23 protein-coding genes and 1 tRNA gene are annotated in these 26751 nt (G+C 58.9%); 18 read left to right on the top strand and 6 right to left on the bottom strand.

Annotated elements, in window-relative coordinates:
• Window positions 1–4: 4 nt before the first annotated feature.
• A complete protein-coding gene (locus BKA12_RS06705; RefSeq protein WP_183641702.1) occupies window positions 5–979 on the top strand; it encodes a hypothetical protein in 975 nt (324 codons plus the stop codon).
• Between the two features lie 215 nt (window positions 980–1194).
• Here the strand turns inward: BKA12_RS06705 and BKA12_RS06700 are convergent, their stop codons facing one another.
• From BKA12_RS06700 to BKA12_RS06685, 4 genes are read right to left on the bottom strand one after another with little or no spacing between them, the layout of a single operon-like run.
• Window positions 1195–1608 (bottom strand): VOC family protein, encoded by a 414-nt coding sequence (locus tag BKA12_RS06700; protein ID WP_183641698.1) that lies wholly within the window; start codon window positions 1606–1608, stop codon window positions 1195–1197.
• A 33-nt stretch (window positions 1609–1641) separates the two neighbouring features.
• Window positions 1642–4140: a transglutaminaseTgpA domain-containing protein gene (locus BKA12_RS06695; RefSeq protein ID WP_183641696.1), complete on the bottom strand. Its 2499-nt coding sequence runs from the start codon at window positions 4138–4140 to the stop codon at window positions 1642–1644.
• Window positions 4137–5498 carry a DUF58 domain-containing protein gene (locus BKA12_RS06690; protein ID WP_183641694.1) on the bottom strand — a complete coding sequence of 454 codons (1362 nt, stop codon included), beginning with the start codon at window positions 5496–5498 and terminating at the stop codon, window positions 4137–4139. The genes BKA12_RS06695 and BKA12_RS06690 overlap by 4 nt, the downstream gene beginning before the upstream one ends.
• Window positions 5499–5521: 23 nt before the next feature.
• Window positions 5522–6514, bottom strand: a complete 993-nt coding sequence (locus tag BKA12_RS06685) for an AAA family ATPase (protein WP_338087455.1) — start codon at window positions 6512–6514, stop codon at window positions 5522–5524.
• Between the two features lie 180 nt (window positions 6515–6694).
• On the opposite strand from BKA12_RS06685, the gene BKA12_RS06680 reads away from it, so the two are divergent.
• The 12 genes from BKA12_RS06680 (at window position 6695) to BKA12_RS06625 (ending at window position 19502) form a co-directional block, all read left to right on the top strand.
• Complete coding sequence (locus tag BKA12_RS06680) at window positions 6695–7630, top strand: TatD family hydrolase (RefSeq protein ID WP_338087529.1); 936 nt, start codon at window positions 6695–6697, stop codon at window positions 7628–7630.
• Window positions 7631–7816: 186 nt separating this feature from the next.
• Complete coding sequence (locus tag BKA12_RS12505) at window positions 7817–8914, top strand: transglycosylase family protein (RefSeq protein WP_183641691.1); 1098 nt, start codon at window positions 7817–7819, stop codon at window positions 8912–8914.
• Between the two features lie 77 nt (window positions 8915–8991).
• Window positions 8992–9969 carry a 16S rRNA (adenine(1518)-N(6)/adenine(1519)-N(6))-dimethyltransferase RsmA gene (gene rsmA / locus BKA12_RS06670; RefSeq protein ID WP_183641688.1) on the top strand — a complete coding sequence of 326 codons (978 nt, stop codon included), beginning with the start codon at window positions 8992–8994 and terminating at the stop codon, window positions 9967–9969.
• A gap of 56 nt (window positions 9970–10025) precedes the next feature.
• The gene (locus BKA12_RS06665) at window positions 10026–10979 is read left to right on the top strand and encodes a 4-(cytidine 5'-diphospho)-2-C-methyl-D-erythritol kinase (RefSeq protein WP_183641685.1); all 954 of its coding nucleotides are present in this window, start codon (window positions 10026–10028) and stop codon (window positions 10977–10979) included.
• A gap of 27 nt (window positions 10980–11006) precedes the next feature.
• Window positions 11007–12824 carry an ABC-F family ATP-binding cassette domain-containing protein gene (locus tag BKA12_RS06660; protein WP_183641682.1) on the top strand — a complete coding sequence of 606 codons (1818 nt, stop codon included), beginning with the start codon at window positions 11007–11009 and terminating at the stop codon, window positions 12822–12824.
• A gap of 223 nt (window positions 12825–13047) precedes the next feature.
• Window positions 13048–14490 (top strand): sugar transferase, encoded by a 1443-nt coding sequence (locus tag BKA12_RS06655; RefSeq protein WP_338087453.1) that lies wholly within the window; start codon window positions 13048–13050, stop codon window positions 14488–14490.
• A 167-nt stretch (window positions 14491–14657) separates the two neighbouring features.
• A tRNA-Gln gene (locus BKA12_RS06650) sits at window positions 14658–14732 on the top strand.
• 88 nt (window positions 14733–14820) lie between these two features.
• A complete protein-coding gene (gene glmU / locus BKA12_RS06645; protein WP_183644698.1) occupies window positions 14821–16299 on the top strand; it encodes a bifunctional UDP-N-acetylglucosamine diphosphorylase/glucosamine-1-phosphate N-acetyltransferase GlmU in 1479 nt (492 codons plus the stop codon).
• On the top strand, window positions 16296–17276 hold the full coding sequence (locus BKA12_RS06640) for a ribose-phosphate diphosphokinase (protein ID WP_183641679.1): 981 nt from the start codon (window positions 16296–16298) through the stop codon (window positions 17274–17276). The genes glmU and BKA12_RS06640 overlap by 4 nt, the downstream gene beginning before the upstream one ends.
• Before the next feature lie 17 nt (window positions 17277–17293).
• Window positions 17294–17767 (top strand): VanZ family protein, encoded by a 474-nt coding sequence (locus tag BKA12_RS06635; protein WP_183641676.1) that lies wholly within the window; start codon window positions 17294–17296, stop codon window positions 17765–17767.
• 8 nt (window positions 17768–17775) lie between these two features.
• The gene (locus BKA12_RS06630; protein WP_183641673.1) at window positions 17776–18894 is read left to right on the top strand and encodes a TlpA family protein disulfide reductase; all 1119 of its coding nucleotides are present in this window, start codon (window positions 17776–17778) and stop codon (window positions 18892–18894) included.
• Window positions 18891–19502: an arsenate-mycothiol transferase ArsC gene (locus BKA12_RS06625; RefSeq protein ID WP_183641670.1), complete on the top strand. Its 612-nt coding sequence runs from the start codon at window positions 18891–18893 to the stop codon at window positions 19500–19502. The genes BKA12_RS06630 and BKA12_RS06625 overlap by 4 nt, the downstream gene beginning before the upstream one ends.
• A gap of 80 nt (window positions 19503–19582) precedes the next feature.
• Here the strand turns inward: BKA12_RS06625 and BKA12_RS06620 are convergent, their stop codons facing one another.
• Entirely contained in the window at window positions 19583–21100 is a 1518-nt protein-coding gene (locus BKA12_RS06620; protein WP_183641667.1) for a tyrosine-protein kinase domain-containing protein, read from the bottom strand.
• Window positions 21101–21592: 492 nt separating this feature from the next.
• Here BKA12_RS06620 and BKA12_RS06615 point away from each other — a divergent pair, with 492 nt between their 5' ends.
• From BKA12_RS06615 to lepB, 5 genes are all read left to right on the top strand, one after another.
• Complete coding sequence (locus tag BKA12_RS06615) at window positions 21593–22210, top strand: 50S ribosomal protein L25/general stress protein Ctc (protein ID WP_183641664.1); 618 nt, start codon at window positions 21593–21595, stop codon at window positions 22208–22210.
• A gap of 15 nt (window positions 22211–22225) precedes the next feature.
• A complete protein-coding gene (gene pth / locus BKA12_RS06610; RefSeq protein ID WP_183641660.1) occupies window positions 22226–22828 on the top strand; it encodes an aminoacyl-tRNA hydrolase in 603 nt (200 codons plus the stop codon).
• A gap of 27 nt (window positions 22829–22855) precedes the next feature.
• Window positions 22856–24145: an aminotransferase class V-fold PLP-dependent enzyme gene (locus BKA12_RS06605; RefSeq protein WP_338087452.1), complete on the top strand. Its 1290-nt coding sequence runs from the start codon at window positions 22856–22858 to the stop codon at window positions 24143–24145.
• Window positions 24146–24162: 17 nt separating this feature from the next.
• Complete coding sequence (gene sufU / locus BKA12_RS06600; protein ID WP_183641657.1) at window positions 24163–24615, top strand: Fe-S cluster assembly sulfur transfer protein SufU; 453 nt, start codon at window positions 24163–24165, stop codon at window positions 24613–24615.
• Window positions 24616–24690: 75 nt separating this feature from the next.
• Window positions 24691–25458: a signal peptidase I gene (gene lepB, locus BKA12_RS06595; protein ID WP_183641654.1), complete on the top strand. Its 768-nt coding sequence runs from the start codon at window positions 24691–24693 to the stop codon at window positions 25456–25458.
• Window positions 25459–25510: 52 nt separating this feature from the next.
• Here lepB and BKA12_RS06590 read toward each other — a convergent pair whose 3' ends face one another.
• Window positions 25511–26725, bottom strand: coding sequence for a hypothetical protein (locus BKA12_RS06590; RefSeq protein WP_183641652.1), 1215 nt, complete (start codon window positions 26723–26725; stop codon window positions 25511–25513).
• Between the last annotated feature and the right edge of the window lie 26 nt (window positions 26726–26751).

Genomic DNA, 26751 nt, shown 5'->3' with positions numbered 1-26751 from the left:
CGCATTGAATACTTTTGAACTGCGTCCTGATGCCACAGGTGGCTTCGATTTCGTGGTGGACGGACATTTTCTTCGAGCGCGTATTTTTCAGGACGTTGACCGTGGGGGTATTCCGATTTCGCTTTTGCGCAGGGGCATTGCTTCCGACGAGCTAGAGGAGCAGTTCCATCGGCTCCGAGGGCAGCTACCAGGCCCGTTTTTCAGCGACCGTGTGTGGCTCTATTTCTGCCCCGAGTGCTATGACGAGGGCTGTGGTGGAGTAAGCGTTCGAATTCAGATTGAAACCGACCGTGTGTTGTGGAGCGATTTCCGATACGACTCGGAACCCGATACTGACGACGAATCGGAATTCTTCGAGGAGGATGACATGATCCGCGGACTCGGACCCTTTGTTTTCGACCGTACTGAATACGAGGAAGCTTTGTCTCGGACGGCTGAGGCATTAGATCGCGCATTCTCCGCGTTTTGGCGGAATGCCGATCACTTGGACACCGTCACTCTGGGATTAGAGAGCCTGGCTTTTCGTCGGGACAAGCGCGAGAGCAAAACAAACGAGAAAACGAGGCTGCAATGGACAGTCGACAGTCGTCGGCTGGCGCAGTTACTACAGACAGCAGCCAACGAACTACCCAAGGTGTTCCGCGAGCTATCGTCCGATCTTAATTACTCGGTAGTCCAGCCGTACTCGGTCAGCCACATAGAAGATGGGCGGAACACGCTGCGGATGCTATTAGGCGAGCTAATTTGGGACGAATTGCCAGGCCGGGTCCCCCTTCTAGTTGGAGAGTGCTTGGACATTCCTTGCGGAGTGATAACCACTCGCGTCCGTCGCTCGGGTAGCACTGTTACTTGGAGCAACTTTGCGGTGCACGGAGGCGGAGCGGAGGAGCTATTCCACGCATACCCTCCCGAACTGCACTTCACCTTCGACAGTCGGCAGCACGACAAGACATTGCGCCGTGTCCTAGAGAGCATCTGATCGCCCGCAAACTGCTTGGGTGATCGCCTTCAAACTGCTTACGTTCAGTGATGAGTTACTGCGCACTTTTCAACACGGAACGGAGAATTTCTACCACTCAGAGCAGTCGCGTAGGCGAAAGTGATAGGTGAGCTGATGAATCACCTCGTCGTGATGTGGTGCCTGTCATCACCGCTACGATGACTGGCGGCCATCCGCCTACTTTGTGCAGAATTTTAGGACATTGCGCTGTCGGTGCCTTGGTAACCAATCAGCCAGTGGAGTCCGTAGCGATCCACGACCTGACCGTCGGTATCGCCCCACGGTTTGGCTGTGAGGGGATCGATCACTCGGCCGCCATTACTGAGGGCCTCAAACCACTTTGTAAGTGTCGCGGGCTCCGCGCTGCCCAGTAATGAAAACATGATGCCGTGAATAGTGAGAGCAGAATCTGAGCTATCGCTATCGGTGGCGAACAGATTAACGTCTCCAACGAGCTGGCCATGACCGATGTTCTCCGCCGGACCGTCAGTTCGGTTCATGTCCTGGAGCGAGTACATCTCCAGCTTTCCTCCGAAAACCTCGTGATAAAAGGTGAGAGCTTCGCGAGTGGTTCCGGGAAATTGCAGGTATGGCACTGGTCCAGTCATGAACCCCAATGTACGCGGTGCATAAGTGACTGGCTAGTGCTTGCGGAACGCTCCCAAGACGGAAGGAGGCCAGAACTTGGCTCTGAATCGAGTGCGAGAATCGGCCCGATCCATGAAAATCGATTTGAGGGAATCGATGTCTTTTGAAGCGTCGAAGTCATCAAGAACAGACCCTGATCGCGCATACCGCGCCACCTCGAAAGCCGAGCGCAAGCGCTGAAGTGGAGCGGCGGCGTCGTACGGGCGAGAAGAAGAGGAAGGCTCTCCGTCAGCCTGCAACGCGACCCCAAGCCGCTGGGTGAAGGCAGCAGCAGACTCCTCGCGGCGCATCGGGTAGCCGAAATCTTTCGCGGTGTCGGTGAGCTCGCGCCAGGCAGTCAGCGCGCGTTCGGACGCATCGGTGTTCGGATCGTTCAAGATCCGTGCCGAGCGCGAACGACGACTCGAGCGGATGAAGAATGGAATAAGCAACAACAGTGCGACCACTAGCAGCGCGCCGAGCACAGCCAGGACAACCCGAAATGCCGGCTGATGAACGAGTCCGCTGGAACCGGTACCTGGTGGGGCATCGACCGGTGGAACTTCAGCAACGGTGGACGAGGCAACGCTCTCCGTGCTGGGGGCACTTTGTGTGGGGACCGATTCGGAGGTGGAGGTTGACGCGGCCGCCGCGGAGGCTTCGGGTGCGTAATCAGGAGTGGTGCCGCGGCCCGGAGTCGGTTCGAACGGGATCCAGCCGAGGCCCTCGAAATAGAGTTCTGGCCAGGCGTGAGCGTTCCGTGCGGACACGGCGTATTCGCGGGCCTCAATACCGTTACGGTTCACCGAATTTCCCGTTGAACGGCCGGGGGAGTAGCCCACCACAATGCGGGACGGGATGCCAGCCTCGCGAGCCATGAGGGCCATCGCGGAGGAGTAGTGGATGCAGTATCCGGCGCCCACGCGAAGGAACTCTTCCACCACGGAAAGCCCGTTGCCGTCATAACCCTGCTCGAGTGGTGTTTGCTCCGAATAGGTGAAGCGAGTGGAGCGCAGGAAGTTCTGGAGGGCCACGGCAACCGAGAACTTGTCAGCCGTGTCGGTGGAGATCTTGGCTTCGGATAGCGCCGTTTCAAAGGTGGATCGCACCACGGCGGAGTCGCTGGATTGCGTTTCGTCCGGGAAACGACGTTCCAGGACGTAATTTTCGAGGCGCTCCGACTGTACGATCGACGACATTTCGTTGGCGTCCATCGCGGGAGTCTCAGTAGCGACTTGGTAGTTCAAGTCAGAGGATTGAGCATTCTCTCTGGAGAAGATTGTGGAAGTCGTCGGATTCCAGCCCCACGCACTGGAAATACCGTTGATGAAGCTCGCATCCTGCGGAATCGGCAGCCATGGGCTGTTGTAATTGCCGGTGTGGATTTCCACGATCTTCGTATCCTCGGATTCGGAGGGTTCTTCGGAACTGCTCACGCGTTGCTGGGGCAAGAAGGTGCCGCCTGGGTCTAGAGCCAAGCGCTCCTCATCGATATCACTAGGCGCCCATCGAGAATCCGCCAAGTCAGAGACCACAGCGGTGCGCAGGTATACCGGCTTCTCTGAATTCGTGTAGTAGTAAATCGAATCCAGCGCCAGCGGCTGGCTGAGATTTGCGCCGAGATTGAGGACCGGATTCACGCCAGTGGGCTCGCCGAACAGATAGAGACGCTTACCTTCCGGAAGAAAGCCCGAGCTGAAGCCCGGAATAGCCGCGGGTACCAGCAACAGGGCCGCCAGGCCAGCCGCCACCACCGTCACGAACTGGGGAAGCCGTGCACCCTGTACGCGCGATGTGGCCACCCACTGAGCCACGGCCAACACCAACATGTAACCCACCGCGGTTGCAGCGATAGACATCATGCCGGCGCCCCTCGGCTCCACGAGCGACGTCACCACCAGCATGGATGCCGGAATCATTCCAGAAATCGCAGGGAACCCTACCCCGAATGCCAGCAGATCAAACAAGATCACCAGCAGACCCACCGCGAGACAAGTCAGCGCAATGAGAGCTGAGCTTGGTATGACTGGGGTGACTTGGGACATCACTTCTTCGGACGCGAAACGAACCATCCCCTGGAACGTGTCGAGGGTGAGCGTCGTCGGGAAGATCTTCAAAAGTGCGGTCTCAGGCATGAACCTCGCGATGGTGACGCCGATCAGCGCCAGCAGCCCTGCGAGCGAGGGCGTAAAGGACCGCACCCACACGTTGGCTCGCGGATTACTCGGTTCTTGATCCAGCCAGGACGCCTTCGAGACGAGCGATCCGATAGTCCGCGTCCCGGTAATCGCACCGGCCACTACCAGTACCACAACACCGATATCCCACATCCAGGACCAGCCGCTGTACATTCCCTCAAGGCTCGTGGCGGCAGCAATCATCACAGCGCACGTTGCGAGGAACACGGCGAGATTCTGCGCCAGTAGCCGTGGCACAAAGGACGACGACGCAGCTCGCCTAGGCCGCTTCTCGGCGGCTTCAGGAGGGGTTTCGATGGGGACGGTAGTGGTCACACTTCCTCCGGGAGGTTCTGTTCGGAGGTGACGGTCCAGCCGGCGTTCTCGAAGACCATTCTGGCGGGAGCAGTGGTGTCCATGACCACGGTGACCTTGCGATGCTGTTCAAACCAGCGCACCAAGCGTTCGGCATGTTCCGTGGTGGGCCGGTGCGTGATGAGCATGAGCGTTTGATTTTCCGTGATGGGCAAGTTGTGATTGCGCTCAGCTGCCGGGTGTTCGTTCAGTCCAAGCTCTGACAGGATCCAGGTCACGCTGTCGTCATCTGATCGAGACACGTAGCCACGCACCGAATGGAGGCCTTCGTTGAGCGAAGTTCCGGAGTGGTCAAAGACGTCTACTGTGACGCCGTTGTCCTGCATCTGGCTCACAAGGGTGGCAGTCAGCTCCAGCGCCCGGTTGAAGTCCTCGGTAGTGGTGCCGGGTTCGCTGTCGAAACGGGGGACGGTGAGCTCTGTTGCCGACCGTTCGGCGCCAGCGGACGATGATTCCGTGCGCATAACGTCGAGACCATAAGAAGTACGCGCAGCGTCCAACATGATCGCCACGTGATACCTCACCGAGAAGATTTCTTGCCGGACCATGAGCTCGCCGTGCCGGGCACTTGCCGGCCAGTGAATGCGGCGTAGCGGATCGCCGTCGCGGTATTCGCGGACCATGACGTCATCCATGTCTGGCGAGGAGTGACGCAGGGTAGGGGCATTGTCGTTGCCTACTTGGGCGCCGGACGAGGTCTCAGATGTGGTCTCGTTGGTTCGCGGCAGCACGCACAAAGCGCTGGGCTCCCCGAACGTGACGCGTTGTTTTGCGAGCCCCAAGACGTCCGTGAAGTGAGCCGTCGCCGGGCCAACCGTGTGGGTGCCGCGCTGTGAGGGACGAAGCCGGTAGCTGAAGGCGGTTGAGTCATGAGGGGCCGCAGTAAATTGGGGGTTGGCACCAAACGATGCTGGAAGGTGCTCCTCCACGAGCAGTGCGGAGCCGCGCGTTGAGGGGAAGATGACTCGGCTTGATACGCGAGTTGTTTGGCCGGCTGTGATGGGATGCGGCGTGAAGGTGCGTTGCATCGAAATCTGACGGCGTCCCAAATACACGGTGGCGATGGAGGTCAACGGCAGTGCGATGAGAAAGAGGGAAATCGCTAGGAGTTCACGTCTACCGAGCACTCCAGCCAGAGCCAAACTCAGGACACCGGCGACCAACATGCCTATCCCGCGAGCGGTCAGCGGAATCCGCTGGAAGAACTTCTTGCGCGCTTCACGACGCTCTGCTCGTTCTTGCCGAGAAAGCAGCTTTCGTTGCGCCACGGCATCATCCGCGGAAAAGGCTCCGGGGGTGACTGGGGTAGGTGCGCTCATGAGAATCCGTGGCTCGCGAAGAGCTAGCTGCCAGCCGCTACGTCGCGACCGTCAGCCTTGACGGGGATCGACGCCAAAATGCTATCCAGCAACGAGTCCACGCGGCGGCCGGAGAATTTAGTCTTGCGGTCAAGGACAATGCGGTGCACGAGGACGTCGTGGGCAATGGACTTCACGTCATCCGGAACCACATAGTTTCGCCCGGATACCGCTGCCGTCGCCTTAGCGGCCCGCAGTAGCTGAAGCAAGGATCGCGGCGAGGCGCCCAAATTGACGTCAGGGTGTTCACGCGTGGCCCGACCAATCGAGACGATGTACTCCTTGATCGGTTCTGACACATGAACTGTTTTCACTGCGTCGATTAGCGCTCGCAGCTCGCCGGTATTAAGCGCAGGGGAGACGCGGTCCAAAGGATTGGTGGACTGGTGGGATTCCAGCATGTCCATCTCGGCCTGCCGGTCCGGGTAACCCACGGAAATTCGGGCCATGAAGCGGTCGCGCTGCGCCTCGGGCAACGGGAAGGTGCCCTCAAGTTCAATGGGGTTCTGCGTCGCAATCACCATGAACGGGTCTGGCAGCGGATGCGTCACGGAATCAATGGAAACCTGCCGCTCTTCCATACATTCCAGAAGAGCCGACTGAGTCTTTGCGGAGGCGCGGTTGATCTCGTCACCAATAACGATGTTCGCGAACACCGGGCCGGTACGGAAATCAAACGAGTGCGTGTCCTGGTTATAAATGGACACACCCGTGACATCGGAAGGCAGCAGGTCAGGCGTGAATTGAATGCGCTTGATATCGCCGTCGATGGTTTTGGCGAGAGCCTTCGCGAGCAGAGTCTTACCGACGCCCGGCACATCCTCGAGAAGCAGGTGTCCTTGCGCGAGCAATACGGTCAGCGCCGTCCGCGCGACAGACTGTTTGCCGTCCAGTACGCCATCGATCGCATCCAAAATACGCTGGCACGCGTCATGGAAATCGGCACCAAGTGTTAGGTCTTGCTGTTGAGTAGTCACGACGTCCCCTCGAGCTATTGCTCGTTCTAGCGTACTTATTCATCGAGCCATTGTGGTTAGTCTAATGGGGTGCAAGATGAGAATTTCCATTCAGTAACGCCGGCAGCCTACGTTCCCGAGGAAGTACAGATTCCTACAAAGGACGACGCCGTATCTCGCCACTCCAGCGGCGTGCCACTTGTGCATGGGGCCCGGAGCGCAGTAGCGGAGAATGGTAAGCGTCGCGATACCTCTTATCCGCCAGCACCAAAGCCGTTGCCGGTTTCGGTCATCGACAACCACACCCACATGGACTTCCGTGACGGTTGGGTGGAAGTGTCCGTCAAGGACGCCATGGACGCAGCCAACGCCGTGGGCGTCAAGGGCGCCATCCAGGTGGGTTGCGACGTCAAGAGCTCCCGCTGGGCTGTTCAAGCAGCCGAGTCTGATCCGCGCGTACTTGCCGCTGTCGCTATTCACCCGAACGATGCTCCCCGCTTGCTCCACCCAGAGAGCGGTCACGGCCATGATGACGAAAGCGAACTGAGCCTCGAAGGCTTCGATAACCCACTTGAAGCCGCGCTCGCAGAAATCGAAAAGTTGGCTGCACACCCACGCGTCCGAGCGATCGGTGAAACGGGATTGGATTACTTCCGAACCGGCGAAGAAGGGCGTGACGCTCAGCGCTACTCATTTGAGCGTCATATCGACATCGCGGTGCGCGCCGGCAAGGCGATGCAGATTCACGACCGCGATGCCCACGATGATGTAGTTGAAGTGCTAACAAGTGGCATCAAACTTCCGGAAAAGGTGGTTTTCCACTGCTATTCGGGTGATGAAGCTCTCGCGAAGATCTGCAATGAGCACGGCTGGTACATGTCATTTGCGGGCACAGTTTCGTTCAAAAACTCCAAAAATCAGCAGGCTGCACTGGCAATTGCGCGAAAAGAGCTGATTTTGGTGGAAACAGACGCCCCATTCTTGACTCCACACCCGTTTAGAGGCCGTCCGAACGCTGTTTACATGGTCCCGTACACCGTCCGATACATGGCGAAACATCTGGGGGTTGACGTGGAAGAACTCTGCCACCAGCTCACTCAGAACACTGAAGAGGTCTACGGCCAATTCGAGGGTTGATAACAATTCGATTACAATTGAACGTCAGTAGCCGGGATCGGGGAAGTTTCCGGGTATAAGCAACTGCTCTTAGATGGCCCGTTCGCCCATCTAAAAAAATGTTGCCTAGCGCCTTGTGCCCTTGTCTCGAAGCAACTTATGCATCGACGTTCTAGCGGTGCGGTTGAGTGTGCATACCCACCCCCCGTGCCCGGATTCACCGTCGTTTGGAATCTCGTGCTTCATGCCGCAAAAAACCGCTGGGTAAAGCTCTCAGTACAAGCCCTCGTAGTTCTAGCCCTCATTGGTGGCCTGTTCTACGTCACCTCTTTTCAGAAGACCGTCGCCCTTTCGGTAGATGGCCAAGAGCGCACCGTCTCCATGTTTGGATCGACCGTCGCAGACGCTCTCACCGCTGCTAACGTCACGGTTGGCGCCGAAGATCAAGTTTCACCGGCCCTGGATGCTCCTATCGCAGCTGGCCAGACCATCAACGTCCTCACCGAAAAAGGTGTGGAGGTTTCCATCGACGGCTCTAGCCGTGTTGTGAGCACCACCGGGTTGACCGTGGAAGATCTCATCAAGCAGCTGGGTATCGAGTCCGGCTCCAAGATCTCCCTCGACGAGAACACCCCCTTGACCAGCCTCAACTCGACGCTGACCATCACCACGGCTGACGCTCTTGCCGACGCAGCTGCTGAAAAGGCTGCTGCTGAAAAGGCCGAGGCTGACAAGAAGGTTGCCGCCGCCAAGGAAGCTGCTGCTAAGAAGGCTGCTGCTAAGAAGGCTGCCACCGCTCAGGCCGCTGCTGCCGCCAAGAAGGCTGAAGCCGCCAAGGTTGCTGAAGCTGCACGCCAGGCCGCCGCTGCTCAGACCGCCGCTGCTCAGACCGCCGCCGCTAAGGCTGCTGCTGCTAAGGAAACCGCTACTAGGGAAGCTGCCGCAAAGGCTGCAACCCAGACCGCAACTGCCACGAAGGCTGCAACTCAGACTGCAGCTGCCAAGGAAACGCAAGCTGCGTCGTCGTCCTCTAAGACCGCAACTGCACCTACCAACGTTTCCGGTGCATGGGCCGCCCTGGCTCAGTGCGAATCCGGGGGAAACTGGGCCACTAACACTGGCAACGGTTACTACGGCGGACTGCAGTTCTCGCTCTCTAGCTGGCGGGCAGTCGGCGGCACGCAGTACGCCGCCTACCCACACCAGGCATCCGCTTCGCAGCAGATCGCCGCAGCCGAGAAGCTTCGCGCTTCCGGTGGATGGGGACACTGGCCAGCATGCTCGTCCAAGTTGGGCTTGCGCTAAAAAATATTCGCAATAATGCGAGTGCTCTTCCACAGAGCCGGGGTGGTATTAAACCGCTCCGGCTCTGTTTCATTAGGATGGACTGCGTGACTGACGCCCCGAACTCCGCCCAGCTCCTTGGAGCCACCGACATTCGTCGTCTCGCGGAGGAGGTGGGTGTGCGGCCTACCAAGACCCTCGGACAGAACTTTGTGATCGACGGAAACACCATCCGTCGCATCGTCGCGGCCGCGAAAGTAGGCCCTGACGAGACGGTAGTGGAGATCGGACCCGGCCTCGGATCGCTGACTCTTGGACTGCTCGATGCCGCGAAGTCTGTGGTGGCTGTGGAGATTGATACAAAGCTCGCCGAGCGCTTGCCGCGCACCGTGACTGAATACCGTCCGGGGCGCGAGCAGGACTTCAACGTCATCCTCAGCGACGCCATGGACGTGACCGAGCTGCCCGATCCGCAGCCCACCGCGCTCGTCGCGAACCTCCCATACAACGTGGCGGTTCCCGTGTTGTTGCATTTCTTTGAACACTTCCCGTCCATCCAACACGGTCTGGTGATGGTGCAGGACGAAGTCGCGGACCGACTTGCTGCAGGTCCCGGCACCAGGATTTACGGTGTCCCTTCTGCAAAGTCCGCGTGGTACGCCGATGTGAAGAAGGCCGGCGTCATTGGCATGAACGTCTTCTGGCCGGCGCCGAAGATCCACTCTGGTCTCGTTGCTTTTGAACGTCACGCGAAGCCGCTCGTTGGGGACGTGCAGCGCGAAGACGTATTCGCCGTGATTGATGCTGCTTTCGCGCAGCGCCGCAAGACTTTGCGCGCCGCTCTCGCGACGTGGGCCGGTTCTGCAGCCCGAGCCGAAGAGATTCTGGTGGCCGCAGGTGTCAGCCCGCAAGCACGTGGTGAAACGCTGAGCATCGAGCAGTTCGCGGCTATCGCCCGGGCAGGGTCTGGTGAGGGTGCGGGTGCTGGAGCTGTCTCGGGTACGAATGCCGAAACGACCTCGGGTGAGGCTCCCCCCGGCGCAGACGCGGAACCAACATCGGGTGGTGACGCATGACTAAGCCACGGCTGGTAGTGAATAACCACGGAGCCTTGAGTCCAAGGGATCGGGAAATGATCGGCCTGAAAAGCGTGGTGGCGCGAGCCCCCGGCAAAATCAATGTGTCTCTCGAAGTCGGTCCGCCGCGTGAGGATGGGTACCACTCGGTGGCCACCATCTATCTTGCCGTGAGCTTGTTCGAAGACGTTCGCGCGAGCGAACGCATGGACTCCGAATTCACCATTTCGCTGCACCCCGATTCCGCACCGTTTGCGGATCCGGAGACCTTCCCTCTGGGCAAGGACAACCTTGTGGTGCGCGCGGCCGATGAGCTGCGACGCTACACCGGTGTGACCATGGGTGCTGATCTTGAAGTGACCAAGCGCGTTCCTATTGCTGGCGGCATGGGTGGTGGCTCCGCGGATGCGGCGGCCGCGCTCGTGGCGTGCAATGCTTTGTGGGATTGCGGCTTGAATCGCGAAGAGCTTGCGGTAGTTGGCGCCAAGTTGGGCGCTGACATTCCGTTTGCCCTGTTCGGGGGAGCGGCTGTGGGATTGGGGATCGGTGACCAAGTTTCGCCCATGCTCCTTCGTCGCTCGACGTACTGGGTCTTAGTTCCCGCAAGCTACGGCCTGAGCACTCCAGAGGTCTACCGGACCTTGGACAAGCTGCGCGCTGATCAAGACGTTGAAGCCCCGCACGAGGTGGATATCGACACCGTGCAGGCCCTCGTCACGGCAGACGTGAACGCACTGGGCCTGAATCTGCGCAATGATATGGAGCAGGCCGCCATTCACTTGGCGCCGGAGATCGACACCGTGATTGGTACCGGTGAGCGCTTGGGCGCTGTTCGGGGAATTGTCTCCGGTTCTGGCCCCACCATTGCTTTCCTCGCAGAAAGCAAGACTCACGCGGAGCAACTGCGCACGCTGATTAATGAAGAACTTGATGTTGACGCGTTGGTGGTCAGCGGCCCAGCCAATGGCGCCGCGGTAGTTAACCACCACGCTGTATTTCGCGGCAACTAGACCGCAAGAGTAGGACAAAGGACATACATGGCTCACTTGTTGGGTGCAGAGAATCTTTCGATCGCGTTTAACGGTCGAGTCATCTTGGATGGCGCCAGCTTGGGCCTGAACGAGGGCGACCGCATCGGTATGGTGGGCCGCAACGGTGACGGCAAGTCCACGCTCATGCGTTTGCTCGCTAAGCGCAGTGAGGCAGATAGCGGCCGCGTCACCTGGGTGGGTGGCCTGACGGTCGGTTATCTAGACCAGCAAGACGTCCTCGACGGTGACATAACCGTGGGTGAAGCCATTGTGGGTGACGCCGACGAACACGAATGGGCATCCAACCGCACCGCGCGCGATGTCATGGACGGCCTCGTCAAGGAAGTCGACTGGCACGCAAAGGTTGAGGACCTCTCGGGTGGCCAGAAGCGTCGCGTGGCGCTCGCGAAGCTGCTCCTCGGTGAGCACGATGTCCTCATGCTCGACGAGCCCACCAACCACTTAGACGTGGAAGGCGTGCACTGGCTCGCCAACCACCTCAAGAACCGCTGGCGCGCCAATCAGGGCGGCCTGCTGGTAGTCACTCACGACCGTTGGTTCCTCGACGAAGTCTCCACGAAGACATGGGAAGTTCACGATGGCATCGTGGAACCGTTCGAAGGCGGCTACGCGGCGTACATTCTGCAGCGTGTGGAGCGCGACCGTCAGGCTGCGTCCATCGAATCCAAGCGCCAGAACTTGGCGAAGAAGGAACTTGCTTGGTTGCGCCGCGGCGCCCCAGCTCGAACCTCTAAGCCGAAGTTCCGCATCGATGCCGCCAACGCGCTCATCGCGGACGTTCCCGAGATTCGCGACAAGGTCGAACTCGCATCGCTCGCTGTTACCCGCTTGGGCCGCGACGTTGTAGACATCCTCGACGCATCCGTGTCTTACCCGGGCAAGGACGTCCTCAAGAAAATCGAATGGCGCCTGGCTCCCGGGGAGCGCACGGGCATTCTCGGCGTCAACGGCGCCGGCAAGTCCACGCTCCTAGGACTCATTGATGGAACGGTTGAGCCAACGGCCGGCCGCGTGAAGCGCGGCAAGACCGTCAAGGTCGCCACGCTCTCGCAGAAGCTCGACGAGCTCGCGGACTTCATCAACAGCCCCGTGCGTGAAGTCATCAGCCGACTCCGCACGTCTTACACGATCGGTTCCGGTTCGAAGGCGCAGGATCTGACCCCTGGCCAGCTCTTGGAGCGCCTCGGCTTTTCGACAAACCACTTGTCAACGCCCATTAAGGACCTCTCCGGTGGCCAGAAGCGCCGTCTTCAGCTGCTCATGATCCTCTTGGAACGGCCGAACATTCTGATCCTGGACGAGCCCACCAATGACTTGGACACGGACATGCTCGCCGCGATGGAGGACCTCCTCGATACGTGGCCGGGCACGCTGATAGTGGTTTCGCACGACCGCTACTTCCTCGAGCGTGTCACGGATCAGCAATACGCCCTCTTCGGCGGGAAGCTGCGGCATTTGCCCGGCGGCGTCGACGAGTATTTGCGCCTGCGCACGGAGGAAGAGGCACTGACTGGTGCTGCGCCGTCGTCCTCAAAATCCAGTACGACGACGCAGCCCGCCTCCGCAGATACCCCTGCGGTATCCGGGGCCGAGCGTCGTGCGGCGCAAAAGGAAATTACGACGATCGATCGCCGACTTCAGAAGCTCTCGCAAAGCATTGAAAAGGTGCACGCGAAGATGGCTGCTCATGATCAGAGTGACTTTGATGGACTGCGCGCCCTCAACGAGGAACTGCGTGAGTTTGAGGACGAAGTTGCGACGCTCGAGGAGCGCTGGCTAGAGCTGTCGGAAATCGTCGGTTAGGGCGTTCCGAAACCGGCGAGACGCGGTGTTCCCAATGGTGAAGTGTCACAATTGCTTAAAAGTCGAAGCAATAAATTCAGCCTTTGGGAAAAATGCATTCAAAGGACTAATATTCAGCAAGGAAGCGGATTTGGGGGATCTACGTTCCACACACAGATCGACCCTCCAACCATTCGATTCTCGTTCCCATGTTGAATGATTCCGTTGAAGGTGCTGATAGTCGGTGAAAGTCTTAGGCAAACCGTGGTGGATTGGCATTCCCACGGTCCTAGCGATCATTGATGCCGTCGCGATTGCTCTTGCGATGGCCGTGGCTCAGGTATATCGCTTCGGTGGCTTCTCTGGTGCAGAACTCGAGGGCACCATACCGGCTGACTACGGCTGGCTGTCCGCGGGAATCGCGATTTTCTGGCTGATTCTCTTGGACCTCTGGGGCTCCCGCGACGTCAAGATCATTGGTATTGGCTCCGAGGAATACAAACGCATCGCCGTTGCTTCGCTTTATCTTTTCGGCGCTATCGCCATCTTCTCTTACGCCTTCGGGATTCAAACTGCTCGAGGCTACGTGGGCCTCGCGCTTCCGGCTGGTGTGCTGTTCTTGATCCTTGGACGCTGGTTCTACCGGCGGCATCTCTCGAGAAAGCGCCACGAGGGGTATTTCACCCGAAAGCTCATGATTGTCGGCGGACCGTCCACGGTCTTGCACCTCTATAACAACCTGAACGAGACTCCCGAAGCCGGCTACGTCCCGGTCGCGGCCTACATGCCTGGCTATGCCGTGTCTTCGCCGAGCGGTGACGAACTGCCCATTCCGGTGGCTGGAGTTTCGCGTGACATCGACGGCATCCTGGCCGCCGTGGATGAGTACGAGGTTGAAGCCCTTGCAGTGTCTTCTGGTTCCATGTTGAGCCCGCGTGTGATGCGTAGTCTCGGTTGGGAACTCCAGGACCGCGGAATCTCCCTCATTATGGCGCCAGCCCTCACGGACGTGGCCGGCCCCCGAATTCACACGCAGCCCGTCAACGGCCTGCCGCTCATCCACGTCTCCACCCCGAAGCTCGAGGGCATCAAAGGCTTTGCCAAGCGAGCGTCTGATGTCATCGGTGCTGGAGTCGGCCTCCTCTTGCTCTCTCCACTCTTTCTCGTGACGACGATCGCCATTCGGATGGAGTCGCGTGGACCGATTTTCTTCCACCAAAAGCGCGTGGGCAAGGGGGGCGAAATCTTCCACATGCACAAATTCCGTTCTATGGTTCCTGATGCTGAAGCCAAGAAGGCAGATCTCATGGACCAGAACGAAGGCAATGGTGTGCTCTTCAAGATCGTGAAGGATCCGCGGATCACCAAGGTCGGCGCCTTTATCCGCCGCTACAGCATCGATGAGCTGCCGCAGCTCTGGAACGTCCTGGTCGGTGAAATGAGCCTCGTGGGCCCACGCCCGCCCGTTCCGGATGAAGTGCAAGCGTACGAAAAGCACGTGCACCGCAAGTTCCTGGTCCAGCCCGGCATCACAGGCCTCTGGCAAGTCTCCGGGCGCTCTGCGCTCAGCTGGGAAGACAGTGTTCGCTTGGACTTGTATTACGTGGAGAACTGGTCCCTGATTCAGGACATGGTGATCCTCTTCAAGACCGTTCGTGCGGTCCTGACCTCGGACGGCGCGTACTAGCCAAGCGCAAGACTAGCGCTGAAACTTCGCTCGGTTTGGCCCGGCGGAACGCCTTTAGAGCACACGTCCGGAACCGAACGGCAGTAGTGATCTGGAAGACACGATGCACAAAACCAACTCGCAAATATGGCACAATGAATGACTGTGCTTGACTGGTTCGAGCACATTCCGCTCTGGTGTAATGGCAGCACCCCAGCCTTTGGAGCTGTGGAGTATAGGTTCGAGTCCTATGGGCGGAACCAGTCACGATGACTGGCCCCAACAGCTCGCGAGCATGACTCATGACGTGAACTATTGAGGCACATGAGAACCGTACTCGGGAGTTATAACTTGACCGTGGACAACCACTCGCCTGCCGCCGTCATCGTGCTGGCCGCAGGGGCCGGAACACGTATGAAGTCCGCCAAGCCAAAGATCATGCATGAGATCTGCGGCCGCTCTATGGTGGGACACGCTCTCGCCGCGGCCCAAGGACTCGATCCTCAGCATCTTGCCGCCGTCGTCCGCTTTGAGCGCGACCGCGTTGCAGAGCACATCACCAACATCCTTCCGGGCATCATCATTGCCGATCAGGATGACGTCCCAGGCACCGGCCGTGCCGTGGAACAGGGACTCGAAGCCGTTGACGCGGCTAACGGGGGACCGGTTCAGGGAACCGTCGTGGTGACCTACGGCGACGTCCCGCTGTTGACCACCGAACTCCTTGCAGAGCTCGTTGCGGTCCACAAGAAGGATGGCAATGCCGTCACCGTACTGACCGCAGTCCTCGATGATCCCACCGGCTACGGTCGCATCATCCGCGAAGAAGACGGCTCTGTCTCCGGCATCCGCGAACACAAGGACGCCACGGAAGAAGAGCGCAAGATCAACGAGGTCAACTCGGGCATCTACGCTTTCGACGCCGAGATCCTCCGCAATGCGCTCCCGCAGGTCTCCACGGACAACGTGCAGCAGGAAAAGTACCTCACGGACGTCCTGGGGTTGGCTCGCGCAGCCGGCGGCCGCGTCGCCGCTGTTGCCACGCAGGACCGCTGGCAGGTTGAAGGCGCTAACGATCGCCGACAGCTCGCAACCTTGGGCAAGGAAATGAACCGCCGCATCCTCGATGAGTGGATGAAGCAGGGCGTGGGCATCATTGACCCAGACACCACGTGGATCGACGTAGAGGTCATCCTCTCCAACGACGTCACCATCAAGCCAGGCACGCAGCTTCATGGCCACACGATTGTGGGCACGGACGCTGTGATCGGCCCAGACACCACGCTCACCAACGTGCGCGTGGGACAAGGCGCCAACGTCACGCGATCTGTTGCGACGGACGCTGAGTTTGCAGACCACTCAACGGTTGGCCCATTCGCATACGTGCGTCCGGGGACTAAGCTGGGCGAAGAAGCCAAGATCGGCGCTTTCTACGAAACCAAGAACGTGACCGTGGGCAAGGGCTCCAAGCTCTCCCACTTGGGTTACATGGGTGACGCAGAAATCGGCGAATACACGAACATTGGTTGCGGAAATATCACTGCTAATTACGACGGCGTCAATAAGCACCGTACGCAGATCGGCAGCCATGTCCGCACCAGCTCGAACTCCGTCTTCGTGGCACCCGTGTCCGTAGGGGATGGAGCCTATACCGGGGCAGGCGCCGTCGTACGTAAGGACGTCCCCGCCGGAGCCCTGGCCATCACGTTTGCTCAACAAAAGAATATGGAAGGCTGGACGCAAGATAAGCGTCCCGGTACGCCAGCAGCGCAAGCCGCCCAGCGAGCACAAACCCCTCAAAATCAGATCGCCCAGGAGCCTAACGCATGAGTGAAATCAGCCATAACGTAGACAAGAAATTGGTGCTGGCCTCTGGCCGCGCGCACCCTGAACTGGCTGAGGAAATCGCCAAGGAGCTAGGCACGGAGTTGCTTCCCATGGGAGCCTACGACTTCGCCAACGGCGAGATCTACGTCCGTTCGGGCGAGAGCGTCCGCGGTAAGGATGTCTTCATCATCCAGTCGCACCCGGCTCCACTGAACAACTGGCTCATGGAGCAGCTCATCATGGTGGACTCCATGAAGCGCGCTTCCGCTCGCCGTATCACCGTGGTCTCCCCGTTCTACCCTTACGCTCGTCAGGACAAGAAGGGCCGTGGCCGCGAGCCGATTTCTGCTCGTTTGATCGCTGATCTTTACAAGACCGCTGGCGCATCCCGCATCATGTCCGTGGACTTGCACACCGCTCAGATCCAGGGCTTCTTCGACGGCCCCGTGGACCACCTCTTCGCCATCCCGCTCTTGGCTGATTACATCCGCGGCCGCGTGGGCGATTCCCCCATCACCGTGGTTTCCCCAGACACCGGACGCGTGCGCGTGGCCGAGCAGTGGGCAGACCGTTTGGGCGGCGTTCCGCTCGCGTTCGTGCACAAGTCGCGCGACCTCACGGTTCCTAACCAGGCTGTCTCCAAGACCGTGGTGGGTAACATCGAAGGCCGCACCTGCGTGCTCATCGACGACATGATCGACACCGGCGGAACCATCGCCGGCGCAGTCCGCGTCCTCAAGGAAGCTGGCGCTAAGGACGTCATCATCGCAGCAACGCACGGTGTCTTCTCTGACCCAGCAGCGCAGCGCTTGTCCGAATGCGGCGCCTTGGAAGTAGTTGTCACCAACACGCTTCCAATCCCAGCTGCAAAGCGCTTCCCACAGCTCACGGTTCTCTCGATTGCACCGCTCATCGCGCGTGCTATCAAGGAAGTCTTCGAAGACGGCTCCGTGACCTCGCTCTTCGACGGAAACGCCTAACCGTTATCGCCGAGAAAATGTCTCTGAAACTGACCCCACCCCGCATCGCGCGGATCGTGGGGTCAGTTCTTTTGCTCGCCTATTTGGGCGCCGCGTTCTTCCTCTTCTTCTGGCCCAACGGCGGCCGCATTCATCGCATCAATCTGGACTTCTGGTGGAAGATGCGCACACTGCTTGGCAATCCACCGGGATTCGGCCCGGACCAGGCTGAAATCCTTGCCAACGGCATCGTTTTCTTTATCCCGGTCCTCGCCTTCTGCATCATTTTCTACAAGGCCAAGCCGTGGTTTTGGACGCTTCTGGCGATCCTCGCGAGCGCGGGTATAGAAATTACTCAAGGTCTTGTACTTCCACACCGTAGACTGGATCTAACCGATTTTCTGTCCAATAGTGCAGGAGCAGTGTTGGGCGGCGTGGTAGGGGTAGTCATACTCCGCTTTATGGCCTTGCGGGACGTTCCCAGCCCTCAGGACCATTCCGTCACTGACTAGGGGGTCTTGTGGGCATTTTGTGGTTCGCCGCTATTCCAACACTGTGCGTGGTGCTCGTTGTCAGCGGCATTTCGAAACTCAAATCTCCCGCGTCTACGGACGCCGCTTTCACGTCCCTGCAGGTGCCTTCAGCGTTCTCTGGTGCGCTGTTCCGCCGCGGGCTTCCGTGGGCGGAAATCATTCTTGGCGTTCTCTTGTTGGTGACGTGGGGCTGGGTGCAGTTGCTGGTGACGCTGGCAGCTTTGGCCCTGTTTGTGGCGTACCTTGTCCTCGTGGCTCAGGCCGTGAAGCGCAACGATGGCGCCTCCTGCAATTGCTTCGGCGAGTGGTCCCAGGCCACGGTTTCTGGCTCCACGCTGCTCCGTAATTACGTTTTGGTCGGCGTCGCGCTTCTCGCGGTGGTTGGCTCGTTGTCCACGAACGCGTGGAATTTCTCGTGGGTCCAGCAACTGGGCGGCTCCGGCTGGCTATACGCGCTCGGTTTGCTGATTCCTGCCGCGGTCGCTTCCGTCATTTTGTGGGATTCGCTTCGCAGTACGACGCCGCAGCTCGCCTCAAGCGAACCTGCTCCCGTCTCGCAGAACCCCGGTACCGTGGGGGAGCTGTCGGATGACGAACTGCTCGATTACATCCGCACCCCTATTCCTTTCCATACGCTCAAGAACACCGACGGCGGGGACGTCACCCTGCGCGAATTGGCAGCTTCCAGCGCCGTGTTCTTGGTGAAACTCAGCCCGGGTTGCGGCTCGTGCGTCATGGTGATGAATCGATGGGAGGAAATCGCGGAGCGCATTCATCCGCTCAAATTGCAAGCCGTAGTTGGCGATCCCAACACGATTCCTGCTGAGCTCGTGGGGCATGATACCTCCAGGATCCCTATGCCACTGATCGATGAAAGCGGCTCACTGAGCAAGCTCTTTGCTCAGTTTGGGACACCGTGGGGCGTGGTCTTCGGTGCCGACCAGCTCTTGGCCGCAGGGCCGGTGGCGGGATCTCAGGCCATTTTTGACTTGGTAGATGATCTTGAAGCGCAGCTCAACGAAGCAGCCGAAGAGGGTTTTGAAGAGCAGGAAACCGCTGCTCCACATGCTGATGATTCAGACGACGCCGAGCAAGTGGCACGATGATCATTCTGCTCACGGTATGCACTGGCAATATTTGCCGATCTCCATACGCCGAGCGCTTGCTTCAGGCGGGCCTTGATTCGCTTCACCCAGGACAATTCAACGTGACTTCGGCCGGCACTATGGCGATGCTGGGGCACGAGATGGATCGTCGTTCGAGCGAGCGTCTGATCGCGGCCGGCGGTGACCCGACGGGGCACCAGCCACGGGTTCTTCACAACGTCATGAACGTGCCCTATGACATCGTTTTTGCCATGGCCGAAGAGCATCGTGCGGATGCCGTTAAGGAGTCGCCTCGCATGCTCAAGCGCGCGTACTCCATCATGATGTTTGCTGAGCTTTTTGACATGCTTGCCGCGGATCCAGCCTCGGAGTTGGTTCGTGGGGGAGACCCTGCCAGCGTGTCCAAGCGTTGGAAAGGAATCGGCGTGCTTGCGTCTCGAGTGCGTTCCCGAATCCCTCTCGAAGACGTCACGAATTTCGACGTTCCTGACCCGTACAAACTCGAAGACGATGCCTACGACCGCATGGAAGCGGCCCTCAAGCCAGCGATCTACCGAATCTTGGCCACTGAGGAGCTTGTCAGCACACAGGATCCTGGAGGTCACTAGGTAGGTATCTGCAAGGATCTAGACACAAAGATGCCGGGAGGAACTTTCTTGTTCCTCCCGGCATCTTTCACTTATGACGTTTACTTCTTGTCGTGAGGCTTACGGACGTGGGCCCCACCGAACAGGATGTCGTCGAAGTTCTCCCCATTTGCTGACTCCTGGTGTGTAGCTCGTCTGCTTGCTGAGGACGAGGGCTTGGCTGTTTGGCGTGGATGTACAGCCTGAATCTGATCCGTGGCGGTGTCAGTTCCTCCTACGGCGCGAGATGCTTGCTGCGGTGCCGCATGGTTGCCAGCAGAAGTGCCATCTTTAAGCGACGGTATGGCCTGACCTTCAAATTCCGAGAAGATGGGCTGGGGTGCAACAGCGACTGAGCGCTTGTTGTTCGCTACCTTCGCCTTTGTCTCCGTCTTGGAATAGTACTTTCCGTAGTAGCCGTAGCGGGATGCATCGGCGCCCTTGGTTGGTACCTGGTTCAGGATGACGCCGAGCCTGTTTGCTCCTACGCGATCAAGATTTTCTGTTGCCTTGGCGAGCTCATCGATGGTGGGCTTTCCGGCCTTGACGACAATCAGGGCGCCATCGGACGCTTTGGCCAAGACGGCACCGTCGGTCACCGGCAAGAGCGGTGGCGCATCGATGATGACAAAAGCGCGCTCAGACAATACGTCCAACAGGTTCCGCATGGACTGCGACGCCAAAAGTTCAGAAGGGTTTGGAGGGATGCGGCCGGCAGCCAGCACCTGCAGATTCGGAATGGGGCCAAAGTCCTGCAAGACATCTTCAAGATCGGCTTGGCCCGCGAGAACGTCAGTCAAGCCGGCGTCTCCCGGAAGCGAGAAGAGCTCTGCGATGACGGGACGGCGCAAGTCACCATCCACCACAATGACGTCGCGGCCGGTCTGGGCGATCGTGACAGCCAAGTTAGCGGAAAGGGAGGACTTGCCTTCGCCTGGAACTGACGAGGTGATCACAACGACCCGAGGCGGATTGTCGACATCCATGTATGCCAGGTTGGTACGCAATTCGCGCAGCGCCTCAGCGTAAGCGTGGTTGCTGCGGTCAGCGCGCGATGAATTGGTGGCGGTCACTGGGAGTACCTGACGACCCTTAGACAAGCGAGGGTCAGAAGGGAGCGTGCCGATGGCGGACAGTCCCACCTTTTGAATGGCTTCAACGGAACGGACACGGCGATCCAGCAAGTGCTTGATGGCTGCCCAGACAAGACCCAAGAACAAGCCCGCGGCCGCGCCGATCATCAGCGCCCGCTCGACGTCTGGCGCGTAAGGAGCGGTTGGCAGTGCACCCTTGGTCATGGGGAGGAGTTGAACAGCAGGCTGGAAGTCAGGATCTTCGCCGTCAATGCTCGTTGACTCAATCGCCTTGGCTTCTTCGGCCAGGGCATCAACCCACACGTTCGCAAGTTGCTGGGCAAAAGCTGGATGAGATGCACGTGCGGTGAGCCGCATCTCGCTTGAGTTAGCAGGAACTTCGGCAGTGATCATTCCCGCGAGAGTGGCGGCTGGAGGAAGGTTGGTCAGACCCTGCTCCGTCAATTTCTTGACTGCACGCTCGCCGGTGCGCTGTGAATTTGCCAACACACTATAGGAGGCAGCTCTGTCCTCGGCTAGGGTTTTGCCAGCAATGGCTTCTCCAATGGAGGAAGACTTGGGAGTGACGATCAGCCCAGAAGACGTCGACGCATACATTTTCGGTTGAAGGGCGCTCCAACCTAGGCCTAATAAAGTGCCAGCAACAGTGGTAAGCACTAATATTGGCCAAAATCGCCGTATTACCGACATTACTATGCGCAGGCCTTCGCCCTGTCGCTGGTCTTCTTCGATCGGCACTATATCCCCCAGATACGGTTTTGAGTTAGACAATTTCTTAGTGTAGTTCAGGTGGTAAGATTGTCCCTAAGTGCCAAGGCGAGGGTGACTCCCAGCGAATCACCGTGATCGACGAGGCAGGATGAAACACTCCGCAAGCTATTCCGCGAAAGCGAGCTGCGGCGTCGTTATTATTCTGGCTCCAGAGATCTGTTGAGCCCACCCCTCCTGGCAAAGAACACAACTTCTTATGGAGGACACATGTCTGATATCAACAAGCTGAATGGCGAACTTCGCGACGATTTCGGCAAGGGCGCAGCACGCCAGGCCCGCCGCGCCGGCAAGATCCCTGCAGTGATCTACGGCCACGGTGCAGAGCCAATCCACGTTTTGCTCCCGGCTCAGCAGACCACCCTTGCTGTTCGTACCGCTAACGCTCTCCTCACCATCGAGGTGGACGGCGAAGAGCACATGGCACTCGTCAAGGACGTTCAGCGCCACGCACTCAAGATGACCGTTGATCACCTCGACCTCCTCACGGTTCGCCGTGGCGAAAAGGTCAACGTTGACGTCAACATTCACGTTGAGGGCGAAGTTGCTGCAGGCGCAGTCTTCAACCTTGAGCACCCACAGGTTTCCGTTGAGGCTGAGGCTGTTAACTTGCCAGAGAACGTTGTCATCAACGTTGAAGGCCGCGAAGCTGGCGAGAACGTTCTTGCAAGCGACATCCAGCTCCCAGCTGGCACCACCTTGCTGATCGACCCAGAGACCGTTATTGCAACCGTCTCCATCCCAGTTGAGGTTGACTTGGGCGAAGCAGCTGAAGGCGAAGCTACTGAGGCTGCTGAAGAAGCTAAGGAAGAAGAGTCAGCAGAGTAATTCTGCTGAAGTCTTATGGCTGATTCTTGGATGGTGGTGGGGCTGGGTAACCCCGGCCCCAACTACGCCGGAAACCGTCACAACGCGGGCCACATGGTTCTTGATGAACTTGCGGCCCGCGTTGGCGGTAGCTTTACCCTCGATGCGCCTCGCAAAGCCAATGTGCTGGCAGGCCGTCTAGGGATTGGTGGGCCCCGCGTAGTGCTGGTCAAACCCACCACGTATATGAACGTCTCAGGTGGCCCCGTGGGCCAGATTGCCAAGTTCTTTGGCGTCACTGAGGAAAACGTCATTGTGGTTCATGACGAAATTGATATCCCGTTCGCGAGCATTAAGCTCAAACGCGGCGGTTCCGAAGGCGGACACAACGGTTTGAAGTCCGTGTCTCAGGTTCTGGGCTCGCGTGATTATTTGCGCGTTCGCGTAGGCGTGGGCCGCCCGCCCGGACGCATGGACACCGCGGACTGGGTGCTCCAGAATTTTAGTAAGACGGAAGTGAAAGATCTTCCTTTCTTGATTGACGATGCCGCTGACGCTACCGAATTGCTGATCAAAGAAGGCCTTGTGGCCGCGCAGCAGAAGTTTCACGGCAAAGCCGATCAAGCATCAAAGGCCTGAGTAATCGGGCCCCTTTAGAGGAGTTTTGTGGCTGAAGAGCTTGCCCCATCGTTGACCATTGAAGAAGTGACACGATTGCGGGCTGATTTCCCGATTCTCTCCCGTGAGATGAACGGCCACCCGCTCATCTACTTGGACTCTGGCGCCACGTCCCAAACCCCGCAGTGGGTGTGGGACGCCGAGCAGCAGTTCTACGAAACTTTCAACGCCGCCGTGCATCGCGGTGCGCACACCCTTGCCGTGGAAGCCACGGATTTGTATGAGGAAGCCCGCGCAACGGTCGCGAAGTTCATCGGCGCCACCGAGCGCGAGCTTGTCTGGACGTCCAATGCCACCGAGGCGCTCAACCTCATTGCGTACTCCTTCTCCAACGCTTCGGCTGGCCGCGGCGGGGATGCCGCGAAGCCGTTCCGCTTGGGCCCGGGGGACGAAATCCTCACCACCGAAATTGAGCACCATGCCAACCTCATTCCGTGGCAGGAACTTGCGGCCCGCACGGGCGCTACCTTCCGTTACGTGCCCGTCCTGGAGGATGGCTCCATTGATTACGACGCCGCAGCTCACCTCGTAGGGCCTCGCACCAAAATTTTCGCCTTCACCCACGTGTCTAACGTTTTGGGCGTTGTCACTGACGTTGCGCGGTTGGTTGCGCTGGCAAAGAGCGTGGGTGCCTTCACAGTGCTCGATGCATGCCAGTCCACTCCTCACATGAAGTTGGATGTCAAGGCCTTGGACGTTGATTTCGCCGCGTTCTCCGGACACAAGATGTTGGGTCCCACCGGAATCGGTGGCCTCTATGGACGTCGTGAACTGTTGGATGCTATGCCGCCGTTCTTGACCGGCGGGTCCATGATCACCAAGGTCACCATGGAAGGTGCCGAATACTTGCCCGCACCTACTCGGTTTGAAGCGGGCACGCAGCGCATTTCTCAGACGATTGCTCTTGCCTCCGCCGTGAACTACTTGAGCGAAGTGGGCATTGAGCGCATCTCCGCATGGGAGCACCAGCTCGGCCAGCAATTGGTTGACGGGCTCTCTGCCATCCCTGGCGTGCGCGTCATGGGTCCCACGAACATTCCGCGCATCGGCGTGGCCGCGTTCGATGTTGAAGGTGTTCACCCACACGATGTGGGGCAGTACCTGGACTCCACCGGCATTGCGATCCGCGTGGGCCATCACTGCGCGCAGCCGCTGCACCGCAAGCTGGGGCTTGCTGCAACCAGCCGCGCCTCTACCTACTTGTATTCGTTGCCGAGCGAAGTCGATGAACTGGTGCGCCGCGTCGCCGAAGTGCGTCCCTTCTTTGGCTTGTCTTAGATCGACGAAGGATTCTCATGAACGGCTTAGAGCAGCTGTACCAGCAAGTGATCTTGGATCACTCCAAGCGCCGCGTGGGCGAGGGTTTTGCACAGATCGCTGAGTCCGATCCACACGGTGAATCGCACCAGTACAACCCCACGTGCGGCGACGAGATTCGTGTGCGCGCAACCTTCGCCGACGGCAAGGTGACCGGGCTGGAGTGGGAGGGGCAGGGTTGCTCCATTTCTATGGCGTCCGCTTCCGTGCTGACTGAACTTGCTGTGGGAGAGCCACGCGAGGAGTTCACCGAACAGCTCGAAGCATTCCGCTCTGTTATGCGTTCGCGCGGCACGGAGACCCCGGATGAAGAACTGCTGGGTGACGCGTCTGCATTCGCTGGCGTCTCCAAGTTTCCGGCTCGCGTGAAGTGCGCGATGCTCGCGTGGGTCGCGGCCGAGGACGCCGTCAATCAGGCTGCGAATCTCTAGTAAGCAACACTGGCTCATGGTTCCGCTGCACCCCTGCCCCGGCGGTGCTCAGACTTTCCACATAGGATGTTCTTCATGGCTGAAGAGACCCCCGACGAATCCACCACTGCGGCAAAACCTCAGACGGATCCGGAGAAGAAGTCGCAGAAGAAAGACTCGTGGCCTTCGGTCATTTTGTCTACCTGCCTGAACTTGATCATCGCGATTGCTGTGGTGGCGCTGGTTCAAGCGTTCTTCGTCAAGGTCTACCAAGTGCCGTCTGGGTCCATGGAAACCACGTTGAACGTGGGGGACCGGATTGTGGTGAACCGTCTCGCCTACAACGGCGCCGAGCCTCCTCGCGGAGACGTGGTCGTTTTCAAAGCTGATAGCGCGTGGGAAGAAGAAATTCCCGATACGAACCAGAGCATCCTTGAAACCATTGCGAAGGGCTTTGGCGACCTCACGGGCATCGGACCTTCGAATGAGAAGTTCTTGGTCAAGCGAGTCATTGCTCAGGGCGGAGACACTGTTGAGTGCTGCACCGCTGAAGGTGCCCTCAAAGTCAACGGCGAGGCCGTGAACGAGCCCTACATTTTCGAGGACATCCCCTTCACGCCAGGTAGCTTGGATTGCTCTTCACAGAACAAGTCCTACCGATGCTTCGGACCCATTACCGTCCCTGAAGGTGAAGTATTGGTCATGGGCGATCACCGTTCAGCCTCTAGTGACTCCGTCATCAACTGTCGCTATGCGGATCTCGAGCAAGGCGATCAATCCTGTGCACGATTCGTGAAAAAGGAAAACGTCATAGGCCGAGTGTTCTTCAAACTCTGGCCGATCACTGACTGGCGCGGTTTCTAGACTCGGCCATTAGCGGCAACGACGACCACAGCGTCGCGTTCCGCGAATTTAGCTATTTAGCCTCGATGAGGTCGCCGCGAGTGATGATCTCGTTGGCGATCATGGAGTCAAGCGCTTCTCGGAGAATCTGTTCTAGGTTCTCCGGCGAACCGTCGATACCGCCTGCTTCTTCGGCGAGATCCTCGAACACCAGCGGTGTTTCCAGCATTTCCCAAATGAACGGACCCACACCGCGCAAGGTGGTGAACTTTTCGCCCACCAACAAGCAGAGCGATCCATCGTTGAAGTAGATGGCGTCGTCCACGTTCAGTCGCATGTATTCATCGCCGACTGGAGTGAAGCGAGGATTGTCCAGAGGACGCAGGTTTTCTGCTGGCACCCATCGATCATCCGGCGTCGTCTCAGCGCTCTTCGCGGCTGGGCACTTGGATGGATGCGAATGCAACACGTCAGACATGAGGCGAGACAAATCGCGTGCCTCGGAGTAGTGAATTCGCAAAACACCACGGGTGCTGTCGATGGCCTCACACAAACGCACCAGGCCACGATCCAAGCGGGACAAAGACGAAGTCTGCGGCGCTACGAGCGCCACGGCCTCCGTCGTGGAGATACGCTCAGCTGAAGCGCCCGTCGATTCACCGCTCTTGTCCCGATGAAGCAAGCAGATCACGGACAAGGAAGCCGGGCCCGTGGGCTCCAGCAATCCCAAACTGTCCGGACCGTACTGGACCTTCGGCCGCACCATGTCGCCCTCAAGAACTGACAACGGCTTGGGGAACTGGGAGATGGAAAGTTCCGTATCCACGCCCACGGTTTCGTCCGTGAGGTATTCAAAGGACTTCCCGAGTTCGCGGGTGGCGGTGGTCTTGCCGCCACCCGACTCGGCAACGAGCACGAAGGTCTTGGACGAATTTGGGTCCTTCAGGGCGGCACCATGGAACATGAGCAAATCGCCCTTACCGGAGATGATCGCGGTGGACGTTGCCTTGTAGACGAGGTTCTCGTGAAAGACATTCCAAGAGCCTGCGTCATCGCGGCGCAACATTTGGTCGGCAGGAGTCGCTGCAGCCTCAGCGGCAGTGATGACACGCGCATCGCAGCGTGACCATGCCTCGAGCACCACATTCGTTTCGTCCTCGGAGAGTCCCGAAACGTCGAGGGTCCCGCGCAAAGCATTGATGCGGACTAGAGGGGCATCGCCGTCGTACTGGAAATCTGGGTTGACTACGGAAGGGGAGAGCGGGTCCGGTGTCACGTCCTGTGGCACAGAGATTCCTTTCCGAGCGGCGGTAG

It is taken from the genome of Neomicrococcus lactis (assembly GCF_014200305.1).
Lineage (GTDB): Bacteria > Actinomycetota > Actinomycetes > Actinomycetales > Micrococcaceae > Neomicrococcus > Neomicrococcus lactis.
This window is presented reverse-complemented; position numbering and strand designations above follow the sequence as displayed.